Here is an 11,010-nt window from a genome sequence, read left to right as displayed (position 1 = left end):
TTCGAAACCGACCAGAGCAGCGGCGATGCGCCGACCTATACCCATGCCGCCCGCTTCATGCCCGGCCTCGCCCGGGCCGTGGCGGATGCCGACTGATTTTTTATCTAGAATGACTACTCACGTATGACTCACGCGGAATGTGCGATTGCATTGTCAATCTGTGACGGCAAGATACACCTGGGGATAGGCAGGGGCGTCTTATGGCTGACAATAAAGAAGCGGCAGTCGCATGGTGGGCTGAGCTGATCCGGATCGTGCCGGGTACTCTGTGGCCGCTCATTGTTATCGGGATACTGATTTTTTATCGTCAACCCATCATTCGGACACTGGGACGGCTTAAGGCGTTCGAAGGTCTGGGCATTAAGCTGCAGCTGGCAGAAGAAGAGATAAAAAAGGCGGCAGAAGAGAAGTCGCAGCCGTTCTCCAGTAAAATTCAGAACCGCTTGCTGAATCGTCTCTCACTGGTCGGACACTCATTCAAAAATGCGAGAATCCTGTGGGTCGATGATCACCCGGAAAACAACATGCATGAAATTGAGGCTTTGAAAAGCCTGGGTGTATCTGTGGACTTGGTACAATCAAGCAAGGATGCCGTCAGAGAATTAAGCGCTGCTAGCCTGGGTTATGATCTGATTCTCTCAGACATGAACCGGAATGGTATTCCCGGTGAAGGGATTGCATTTGCGCGTAAGCTCTCCGCTTCGTCGCCATTGCTGATCATTTATTGCGGCCCCCAGGATGCACAGAAAGAAATACCACGATCTGTCTTCGGGATCACTGAGAAGCCCGTGGAACTGCTGCACTTGGTGGCAGATGCACTTGAGCGCCGGAGGCTTTGACCATGTATGTGCAATGGTGTGTCAAGGGAATTAGTGGTGGAGTCGATGGGATTAACGATAGCGATGCTCAAGACATGCTCTGGCGTGGTGGTATTCAATGCAGTTGGTGGCGTCGCGTTGGTAAAATAACTCCGTTGGGAATTCGGCAGAAATTGACGCAAGCCAATCTGTCTTTGCATGTGAATAATTATGCAGTGATTCGACATGACACGCCTTTCATCTCCCTCGCAGCAGGATGTATGGAGCGGGATTCTGGGTTACAGACAAATCATCTGCATGGCGCATTGGAAACAGCGCTAGACTTTGCGACTGATGGCGGCCTGCACAATGGCTATATTTTCTACTGCTGGACGATTGTCGGATTGCACCGGGCAGCTGGAGTAGAAGGCGTTAGTGAGCGGGTTGGAGAATTGAACGTTTACCGCAGTTATTCCGCCTATCAGACTGAAGGAGAGGTTACGGCCAAGGTCTATATTCCATGCAACCAAATTGAACGTTTTGAGAAGTGGAGTGGGGACGGGAAAGGCTTGGTCAGCTTTGTAAGTGGATGCTCCAATCCGGGGTTCGATCCGCCCGAACAACTCTCCAATATTCGGAGTCACTTCTGATGGCGATCATAGAAACTCTTGGGTTAGATAAAGAGACTGTAGTTCGCATCAGCTTGTTTCATGAGCACGTTGCGAGACACCTGATCGAAATACCTCAAATTGATGATGGCAGGCCGCAAGTGCAGTGGCATTTGCGGGTTGCCACGTCGTATCTGAAAGCGGCGCGTACTGCATTCCTCTACGATTTCGAGCGTGCCGAAAGGTTAGTCATCAGAGCCGTTAACCATTTTCTGGAGGCCGAAATTCCTTTCGGCTTATTCTTAGCTTCTGCATATACGAAGCACAGGAGTCCGTCTGAACTTCTGTTTCGGAGTGATGCCGGAATGTGGTTGGGAAAAATCGTCAACCATATGCGCGAATTGGAGCAGATCGGTAAGGAAGAGACGAGGAAGATGGAGGGACGTGATCCGAGTACGCCTTCCCCGATCCCCTTCCCACTGCAGTACCAGGTACAACGGCTATATCTCGGTCTAGCGATGGCTGGTTATCGTGAGGTATGCACTGAGTATGCGCAGGATTTACGCATACTCCTAGCCCATCTGCTTCCTTATGGCGCCCTACCGATAGGTCCGCAAAGTCTTCCGCTCGACGTGTATCTCGCATGGTTGCGTATTTTGCTTGTCAACCATACAGGCAGCGCAGAGGTGCAGTCCTATACGGATACGATCATGATTGAAGAGGGGCCTGCTGAAGCCGAAGAAGTGATTCGGAGGCTGGAGCCTATGGCCTTGGCTTATGCCCGAAACGTGACTACGGCGCGGAGCAATTCCTATTTGTGGAAGTCATTGCGTGCACCAGTCGATCTAATCGATCTCGACTACTGCGGCATTACCAATTTCGTTATGCGAATGGGTTTTGAGCCAGGAGTGATACAGAAGCTAGCCATGCAACGCGACTGGCCAATGGAAGCCCGTTCGGTTCTCGATCTCGCCACAGACTGGGTGCCGCGGCGAGACCAAGAGCCGGGTAATACACTGGATTTCAGTTAAGCATCACGCCGCCGCCAGCAGTCGCTTGCGATCCTCCACCACACGGTCGGCCAGCTTGCCGGCCAACTCCTGCAGGTGGTCGAATTTTGCACTGAAGCTGCCGACACCCAGGGTCATCGAGCGCAGTTCGATGGCCAGGTCGTGCATCTCGGCTTCGGGCAGATAGCAGTCGATCTCGTCCCAGCCCGGCCAGTCGGCACGCGCGCTGATGCCCAGGATATGGCCGCGTCGCGACGACACGATGGCATGCACCTTCGCGGTATATTCGGTCGGCACCGTGAAGGTGACGGCCTGGATCGGCTCCAGCAGCACCGGCCCGCATTTGCTCAGGCCCTCGCTCATCGCCAGGCCGCCGCAGGTGCGGAAGGCCTGATCCGATGAATCCACCGCGTGATACTGCCCGTCGACCAGCGTCACGCTCACATCCACCACCGGGAAGCCGAGCGGCCCGCGCACCAGCGAGTCCTGTATGCCCTCATCCACCGCGGGGATGAAGTTTTTCGGGATCGCGCCGCCGACCACGCGGTTGACGAAGTGATAGCCGCCGCCGCGCGGCTGCGGTGCGATCTCCACCTTGATATCGGCGAACTGGCCATGGCCGCCGGACTGCCGCTTGAAGCGGGCATGCTGGTGGGTGCCGTGCCGGATGGTTTCCTTGTAGGCGGTCTGCGGTGCGCTGCTGTGCACCCCGACATTGAAGCGGCTCTGCAGCTTGTCGATGCTGAGCTTGAGGTGAATTTCGCCCTGGCCCTTCAGCCGCAACTCGCCGCCGCCCTGTTCCACCACCAGGCTGGGGTCTTCCTCCTGCAGCTTGTGCAGCGCGGTGGTCAGCTTCACCTCGTCCTTGCGGTCGGTCGGGTGCAGCGACACGGCATGCACCGGCGCTGCCGCCACCGGCCAGTCGGCAATCGGCCGGCCATGGCCGGTGCCATTCAGATACTGGCCGGTGTTGATCTCTTCCAGCCGGCTCAGCCCGACGATATCGCCGGGTCCGGCCTGCGCGGCCTTTTCCGATTGTCCGCCCATCAGGCGATAGAGTCCGCCCAGCCGCTTGCCGCCCAGCTGCGCATTCTCCGCCACACTGCCGCGCCATAGTCGCGCCAGGCTCAGCTTGCCGGTATGGGCCTGGTGCAGCGTCTTGAACACCGTGGCGCCGAGATCGCCGCCATCCGCGTCGACATCCAGCCGTAACGCGGTCTCGTCATGATGCGGGGCCTCGTGGCGCAGCGCCTTCCACAGCCGCAGCACGCCATTGCCATGGTCGGCCGAACCGAAGAACACCGGCACGATCAGGTCTTCGGCCAGATCCTTGCTCAGGCGGCTGTAGATGTCCTTGGGTGCCGGCACGCGGTCTTCCAGCAGCTGTTCCAGCAGCGCATCGTCGAAATCGGCGATGGTCTCCAGCAATTGTTGCCGCGCTTCGGTTTCGCGCGGCCGTATGCTGTCGGGCATCTCGATCAGGTCGGATGTGGTGTTGTCGCGCCAGCGATAGGCGCGCTCCGACACCAGGTCGACATAGCCGGTGATCGCGGCATCGCCGTCGCGGATCGGCACCTCGCGCAGCACCAGCGGCTTGGCCGACACCTGCTGCAATGCGGCCAGCAGGTCGCGCATGCGGATGCTGGTCTTGTCCAGCTTGTTGACGAACAGCACATGCGGGATGCGGCGCTCGTCGAGGAAGCGCAGCAGTGGCGCCAGTGTCACCGCGCGCGCCGGATCGGGTTCGGCCACCACGATGGCGATATCGGCCACCATCAGCGCGCTCAAGGCTTCCTGCGCCAGTTCCACCGAACCGGGGCAGTCGAGGAAGATCCAGGGATCGTCGAGGAAGGTGCAATGCGCCAGGTTGGGCTCGATGGTCATCTGCCGGCTGCGCGCTTCGGGCGCCGCATCGCCGACCGAGGTGCCGGCGGGCACCGAGCCCTTGCGCGGGATGGCGCCAGCGACGAACAGCAGGGCTTCCAGCAGGGTGGTCTTGCCGGCCGTGTATGGGCCGACGATGGCTGCGACCCTGGGCGAGGTTTTAGAGGTGTTGGGCATGGTCGGTCTCCTCTGTTGCGGCACGGGAATGCAGCAAGCCTGGCGGCGGATGGGACCGGTTCTGCTGCCGGTCTCAGACGGACGGAACAGCGTTTAACCCTGCCAAGAGGATTCCACAGAACCCGCTCTGGCGATAGCGGATTCGCCGCGGGCTGTGGCCGGCGGTCTTGTTATTTTAGGAATCGCTAATACATGTGTGAAAACGGCGACAGGCCGGCCCCATGGTCCGTCGCGCAGGAGTTATCATGAGCGATCAGCTTCTTATCCCATGCCCGCAGTGCAGCACCGTGAACCGGGTGGCGCCCGCGCGTCGCGCCGATGGCGGAAAATGCGGAAAATGCGGCCAGCCGCTATTCGCCGGCCGGCCGGTGACGCTGACGGCGGCGAATTTCGACCGCCATGCGGCGGCGGCCGGCCTGCCGCTGCTGGTGGATTTCTGGGCCGCCTGGTGCGGGCCCTGCCGCATGATGGCGCCGGTGATTGACCAGGCCGCCGCGGCCTTCGAGCCGCATCTGCGCGTGGGCAAGCTCGACACCGAGGCCGAGCAGGCGCTGGCGGCGCGCTTCAATATCCGCTCGATCCCGACCCTGGCGCTGTTCCGCGATGGCCGCGAGCTGGCCCGTATCGCCGGCGCCATGCCGCTGGCGCAGCTGCAGCGCTGGGTCGAACAGAGTCTGGCTGCACGCCCGTAAGACCATGGCGAGTCGCAAGGAATCTGTGTTTCCCGCCGCAGTTTCATACTAAAGTCGAAGGCCTGATTCGGCGGGGGGACGTACCGGGGGGTGCGCTTCGCCGTGCAGTGCCCAAGGGGCAGACGGGGAGCCACTCATGCTTGAGCGCTATTTCAAACTTGCCGAACACGGCACCACGGTAAAGGTCGAGCTGCTCGCCGGCCTCACCACCTTCCTCACCATGGCCTACATCATCTTCGTCAACCCGATGATCATGTCCAAGGCCGGCATGGACCAGGGCGCCGCCTTCGTCGCCACCTGTCTCGGCGCGGCGCTGGCCAGCGCGCTGATGGGCCTGTGGGCGAAGTATCCGGTCGCGCTCGCGCCGGGCATGGGCCTGAACGCCTACTTCACCTACGGCGTGGTGCTCGGCATGGGCCACACCTGGCAGGTCGGCCTCGGCGCCGTGTTCCTGTCGGGCGTGATCTTCCTGATCATTTCGGTGCTGCCGATCCGCGAGAAAATCGTCAACGCCATCCCGATGTCGCAGAAGATGGCGATTGGTGCCGGCATCGGCCTGTTCCTCGCCATCATCGCCTTGCAAAACGCCGGCCTGGTGGTGGCGCATCCGGCCACCATCGTCACGCTCGGCAAGATCGGCACGCCGACCGCGCTGCTGGCCTGCCTCGGCTTCGTGCTGATCATGGCGCTGGACTACCGCAAGGTGCCGGGCGCCATCATGATCGCCATCCTCGCCATCACCGTGATCGGCATTGCCATGGGACTGGCCAAGTTCAACGGCATCTTCTCGGCGCCGCCGAGCCTGGCGCCGACCTTCCTGCAGATGGACATCATGGGCGCGCTTTCGGTCGGCCTGATCTCCATCGTCTTCGCCTTCTTCATGGTCGACCTGTTCGACAATACCGGCACGCTGATCTCGATCGCGCCGCGTGCGGGCATGATGGACAGCGAAGGCCGCCTGAAGCGGATCGGCCCGGCCTTCATCACCGACTCGCTCGCCACCATGGTGGGTGCCGCGCTCGGCACCTCCACGGTGACCAGCTATATCGAGTCCGCCGCCGGCATCCGCGCCGGTGGCCGCACCGGACTCACGGCGGTGGTGGTGGCGGTGCTGTTCCTGCTGTCCATCTTCATCGCGCCGCTGGCGACCAGCATCCCGGCCTTTGCCACCGCGCCGGCGCTGTTCTTCGTCGCCTGCGTGATGTGTTCCAGCCTGGTCAAGATCGACTGGGAGGATGTCACCGAATATGCGCCCGCCGTGGTCACCATGGTGGCGATGCCGCTGACGTTTTCGATCGCCACCGGCATTGCGCTCGGCTTCATCGCCTATGTGGTCGGCAAGATCCTGTCCGGCCGCGCCAAGGATGTGCATCCGGTGATGGGCATCCTGGCCATCCTGTTCGTCATCAAGCTGGCGGTGGCATAAGACACTGCGCCGCAGCCAATACCGGATGGGCGGCTCGAAAGGGCCGCCCATTTTTTTGCTTATGCCAGCAGGTCGGCGCTCTCAGGGTGGCGCCGCATCCAGGCGGCAGCATAGCTGCACAGCGGCACCAGCTTTTCATTCTGGCTGCGCGCCAGTTCGACGATGCCCTGCATCAGCCGGCCGGCGGCGCCGCTGCCGCGCAAACTGACCGGCGCTTCCACATGCAGGATGCTGACCACGCCGTCCTGGCGGCGGTAGCGCGCGAACACGGTCTGGCCCGCGACGGGCAGTTCATACTGGCTGCGGGCCATATTGTCGGTGACGATCTCGCTCATGTCCCTAATCTGGGAAAGACGGGCGCGCCGGGCAAGCCCTTATTTCCGTACAGCCAGGCCGAGCAGGATGCCGCCCACCAGCACCACCACGCCGATGATCTCGGCCCGCGACGGTTTTTCGCGGAAGACGAAATACGACATCAGGAAGGTGAAAATCATCTCGCTCATGCCCAGCATGCGCACATAGGCCGCCGTCATCAGCGCCATGGCGGTGAACCAGCCGGCCGACCCCGCCGCCGAAGCCATGCCCACCACCAGCCCGGGCCGCCAGGCGGCGATCACCCGGCGCAGTTCGCCCGGTTCGCGCCATAGTAAATAGGCCAGCATGAGCCCGATCTGCAGCATGATCGCATGCACCAGCGTGGTGGCGGCGGCCAGCGGCAGGAAGGCTTCATCGAGCGACAGCGATGCGGCGCGGAAACCGATGGCGGACACGGCGAACAGCGCGCCCGAGCCGATGCCGATCAGCGCCGATTTTTCCATCCAGCCGAACAGGAAGGCGCGCGCCGCATTGTCGCTGCCCTTCAGCGAGATCAGCAGCACGCCGATGGTGCCGATCACGATGGCGGCGACGCCGGACGCGCTCACCGGCTCGGCCAGGATCAGCATGCCGAAGGCGGCGGCCTGCAGAGCTTCGGTCTTGGAATAGGCCGTCGCCACCACGAAGTTGCGCATCGAGAGCGCGAGAATCAGCAGGTTGGTGGCGAGGATCTGCGCCACGCCGCCCATGGCGGTCCAGGCGTAGAACTCCAGATGCGTGCCGGGCAGCGGCCTGGCGGTGAAATACAGGCAGGCGGCGAGATAGACCACGGCCAGCGGCAGGCCATAGGCAAAGCGCACGAAGCTGGCGCCATTGGTGCTCAGCCGGCCCTTCAGCTGCTTCTGCAGGCCGGTGCGCACGGTCTGGCAGGCGGCAGCCCAGATGGTGATCGGTATCCATGCCCATTCCATGGCGCAGGCGTAGCCGCTGCGCGCCGGCCGGGCAAATGAAAAGACTTCCGCCTGGCCTTGAGCGGAATTCCCCGCCGGCCGGTATGCCATCTGGGATGGTGCGCCAGGCGCGGCCAATCGCCGGCATTTCAGCACAAAGGCCCTTTGCCCGGCCGCGCGTGCCACTTAGTCTGGAACCAGCCCTCAGGCAACAGGAGCCCGTCATGACCCCGGACCGGAGCGAAACCCCGCCGCATCACACGCCCACCGATCTTTCCGACCGTATCGCGCTGATCGTGGTGAAGACGATGCGCTTTTTCGCCGATGCCTTTTTCGCCCGCCGCTATGGCCATCGCGCCGTGGTGCTGGAAACCGTGGCCGCCGTGCCGGGCATGGTCGGCGGCATGCTGGTGCATCTGAAAAGCCTGCGCCGCATGAGCGACGATCGCGGCTGGATTCACACCCTGCTGGAGGAGGCCGAGAACGAGCGCATGCATCTGATGGTCTTTGTCGCCATCGCCAAGCCCAATGCGCTGGAGCGCCTGCTGGTGCTGCTGGTGCAGGGCGGGTTCTTCAACACCTTTTTCCTGCTCTACCTGCTGGCGCCGAAAACCGCCCACCGCATCGTCGGCTATCTGGAGGAGGAGGCGGTGGTCAGCTACACCCATTATCTGGCGGAGATCGACGCCGGCCGGCATCCCAATGTCGCCGCGCCGCAGATCGCCATCGATTACTGGAAGCTGCCGGCCACGGCCACCCTGCGCGACGTGGTGCTGGCCACCCGCACGGACGAGGGCAAGCACCGCGACGTCAATCACCGCTTCGCCGATATCCTGGCCGGCGAACGGCCCGGCGCGAAGCCCGCAGAGGCCTAGCGCCGGCCGCGCCTCATTCGATCGAGGCGCCGGTGTCCTTCACCACCTTGGCCCATTTGTCGATCTCGGCCGCGATGAAGCCGGCATAGGCCTCGGGCGTGCCGCCGCCCGGGATATAGCCGCCGGCGGCATAGCGTTCCTTGATCGGCGCTTCGGCCAGCGTGGCATTCATCGCCTTGTTGATCTGCGCGACGATCTCGGCCGGCGTCTTGGCCGGTGCCGACAGGCCCATCCAGCCAATCGCCGAGAAACCGGGGAAGCCAGATTCCGCCACCGTCGGCGCATCGGGATACAGCGGATTGCGCGCCGGGCTGGTCACCGCCAGCACCTTCAGCTTGCCGCTGCGCACATGCGGCAGCGCGATATCCACATTGATCATCACCGCATTGACCTGGCCGCCGATCACATCGGTGATCGCCGGTGCGGCGCCGCGATAGGGCACATGCTGCAGCTTGATGCCGGCGGTATGCTGCAGCATCGCCATCGCCAGATGGCCCGACGAGCCGCTGCCGGGGCTGGCGCAGGCGATCTGGTCGGGCTTGGATTTCACCAGCGCGATGAAGTCCTTGAAACTCTGCGCCGGGAAATCGGCCGAGACCAGCAGCGCATTGGGCACCGAGCCCATCTGGCCGATATGCACGAAGTCCTTGCGCGAGTCATAGGTCATCTGGCTGTACAGCGCATGGTTCATCGCATTCTGCCCGTTGCCCGACAGCAGCAGCGTGTAGCCGTCCGGCGCGGCGCGCGCCACCGCATTGGCGCCGATATTGCCATTGGCGCCGGCACGGTTCTCCACCACGAAGGGCTTGCCGAAACTCTGGCTGAAGCTCTGCGCGAACAGCCGCGCCAGCACATCGTTGCTGCCGCCGGCGGGGAACGGCACCACGATGGTCACCGGCCGCTCCGGCCAGCTGGCGGCAAAGGCGAGCCGCGGTGCCAGCGCGGCGCCGCCGAGTGCGGCCAGCGCGGTGACGACGGTGCGTCGGGTGATCTTGGTCATGACGGGTTCCTCCGGTTTTTTATGGATAGGCGGTTACGGCGTGCAGCGCCATGTCGCGGTCAGCCAGGGCGCCAGGCGTTCGGGGTCGAGATCCAGCCCGGTGCCGGGTGCATCCGGCACCGCCATCATGCCGTCGCGGCCCACGGTCATCTCGCCGGCCACGGTCAGCAGCGGATTGGGCGTGGCATCGATTTCCATATAGGGGTAGGGCGCGGGCCCGCCGCCGCGCCGCGCCGGCAGCAGGGCCGCCATCTGCAGGGCGGCGCGCTGGTTGACGATGGTGCCGAACACATGCGGCATCACCGGCAGGTCCCAGGCCGCCGCCAGCGCGGCGACGCGCTGGAAGCCGCTATAGCCGCCGCACACCGTCAGGTCGGGCTGCAGGATCGAAAAGGTGCCGGCCACCAGGAAGTCGCGGAAGGCGGCCAGGCTGGCCAGGGCTTCGCCGCCGGAAATCGCGGTGGGCACGGCGGCGGCCACGGCGGCCGTGCCGGCGATATCCTCGGGCAGCACCGGTTCCTCGATCCACAACAGCTCGGCATCCTGCATGCGGCGCGCAGACTCGATGGCGGCGCGCGCCGTGTAGCCCTGGTTGATATCGACCATCAGGCCGATCTCGGGGCCGACATGCCGGCGCAGGCCGTTGGCCATCGCGCCATCGGCGCGCGGATCGAAGCCGGCGCGTGGCTTGATGGCGCGGAAGCCGCGCTTCAGATAGGCATCCGTGTCGTGCAGATACTGCCCATAGGGATCGCTGCCCTCGGCAATGAACGGCCCGCTGGCATAGGCAAAGACCTGATCGCGCAACCGACCGCCCAGCATCGCGGCCACGCTGGTCTGCTGCGCTTGGGCCGCGATATCGTGCAGCGCCATGTCGATTGCGGAAATCGCCATCATGGCAACGCCGCGCCGGTCATAGCCGATGCCAGCCATCATGCGGTCCCACAGCCGGCCATAGTGCAGCGGCGATTCCCCCAGCACCATGCCGGCCAGCCGCGCCTGCACCAGTGCGCCGGCGGCATGCGGCGATGCAAACACCTCGCCCCAGCCGCTGATCCCGGCATCGGTGATCACCTGCAGCAGCAGGAAATCGCGGCGGCGGATGAAGGTGCGGGCATTGCCGATCGCCGGCATGGGCGAAAAGCCGAGCTGATAGCCGCGAATCTCGACAACCTTCACTGCGTCCTCCCGGACCTGCTTTTTATCGGGCTCGTATTGTCGCGGCCGGGGTCATATATTCAAATGCCGATTTGACCTGAGATCATGTCCTGGAATT

11 protein-coding genes are annotated in these 11,010 nt (G+C 63.2%); 6 read left to right on the top strand and 5 right to left on the bottom strand.

What is annotated here, in order from left to right; all coding sequences use genetic code 11:
* Positions 1–200 precede the first annotated feature (200 nt).
* The 3 genes from AAG799_RS09310 to AAG799_RS09300 are packed head-to-tail and all read left to right on the top strand — an operon-like array spanning position 201 to position 2,436.
* Positions 201–839 carry a response regulator gene (locus AAG799_RS09310; protein ID WP_341895551.1) on the top strand — a complete coding sequence of 213 codons (639 nt, stop codon included), beginning with the start codon at positions 201–203 and terminating at the stop codon, positions 837–839.
* Between the two features lie 2 nt (positions 840–841).
* Positions 842–1,447, top strand: coding sequence for a hypothetical protein (locus AAG799_RS09305; RefSeq protein WP_341895550.1), 606 nt, complete (start codon positions 842–844; stop codon positions 1,445–1,447).
* On the top strand, positions 1,447–2,436 hold the full coding sequence (locus tag AAG799_RS09300; RefSeq protein ID WP_341895549.1) for a hypothetical protein: 990 nt from the start codon (positions 1,447–1,449) through the stop codon (positions 2,434–2,436). The genes AAG799_RS09305 and AAG799_RS09300 overlap by 1 nt, the downstream gene beginning before the upstream one ends.
* A gap of 3 nt (positions 2,437–2,439) precedes the next feature.
* Here AAG799_RS09300 and AAG799_RS09295 read toward each other — a convergent pair whose 3' ends face one another.
* The gene (locus AAG799_RS09295; protein ID WP_341895548.1) at positions 2,440–4,476 is read right to left on the bottom strand and encodes an elongation factor G; all 2,037 of its coding nucleotides are present in this window, start codon (positions 4,474–4,476) and stop codon (positions 2,440–2,442) included.
* Positions 4,477–4,721: 245 nt separating this feature from the next.
* Between AAG799_RS09295 and trxC the strand changes: the two genes are divergently transcribed.
* Positions 4,722–5,168 (top strand): thioredoxin TrxC, encoded by a 447-nt coding sequence (gene trxC, locus AAG799_RS09290; protein WP_341895547.1) that lies wholly within the window; start codon positions 4,722–4,724, stop codon positions 5,166–5,168.
* 136 nt (positions 5,169–5,304) lie between these two features.
* Positions 5,305–6,594, top strand: a complete 1,290-nt coding sequence (locus tag AAG799_RS09285) for an NCS2 family permease (RefSeq protein ID WP_341895546.1) — start codon at positions 5,305–5,307, stop codon at positions 6,592–6,594.
* A 59-nt stretch (positions 6,595–6,653) separates the two neighbouring features.
* Here the strand turns inward: AAG799_RS09285 and AAG799_RS09280 are convergent, their stop codons facing one another.
* Entirely contained in the window at positions 6,654–6,929 is a 276-nt protein-coding gene (locus AAG799_RS09280) for a GNAT family N-acetyltransferase (protein ID WP_341895545.1), read from the bottom strand.
* Between the two features lie 39 nt (positions 6,930–6,968).
* The gene (locus AAG799_RS09275) at positions 6,969–7,970 is read right to left on the bottom strand and encodes a DMT family transporter (protein WP_341895544.1); all 1,002 of its coding nucleotides are present in this window, start codon (positions 7,968–7,970) and stop codon (positions 6,969–6,971) included.
* Between the two features lie 113 nt (positions 7,971–8,083).
* On the opposite strand from AAG799_RS09275, the gene AAG799_RS09270 reads away from it, so the two are divergent.
* Positions 8,084–8,734, top strand: coding sequence for an alternative oxidase (locus AAG799_RS09270; protein ID WP_341895543.1), 651 nt, complete (start codon positions 8,084–8,086; stop codon positions 8,732–8,734).
* 13 nt (positions 8,735–8,747) lie between these two features.
* Here the strand turns inward: AAG799_RS09270 and AAG799_RS09265 are convergent, their stop codons facing one another.
* Positions 8,748–9,734 carry a tripartite tricarboxylate transporter substrate binding protein gene (locus AAG799_RS09265; RefSeq protein ID WP_341895542.1) on the bottom strand — a complete coding sequence of 329 codons (987 nt, stop codon included), beginning with the start codon at positions 9,732–9,734 and terminating at the stop codon, positions 8,748–8,750.
* A 33-nt stretch (positions 9,735–9,767) separates the two neighbouring features.
* A complete protein-coding gene (locus AAG799_RS09260; RefSeq protein ID WP_341895541.1) occupies positions 9,768–10,913 on the bottom strand; it encodes a mandelate racemase/muconate lactonizing enzyme family protein in 1,146 nt (381 codons plus the stop codon).
* Positions 10,914–11,010: the final 97 nt, after the last annotated feature.

Origin of the sequence: Ferrovibrio terrae (assembly GCF_943371255.1) — a bacterium.
GTDB classification, from domain to species: Bacteria; Pseudomonadota; Alphaproteobacteria; order Ferrovibrionales; family Ferrovibrionaceae; genus Ferrovibrio; species Ferrovibrio terrae_B.
The sequence above is the reverse complement of the archived record's forward strand: the minus strand, read 5'-3'. Positions and strand labels throughout refer to the sequence as shown.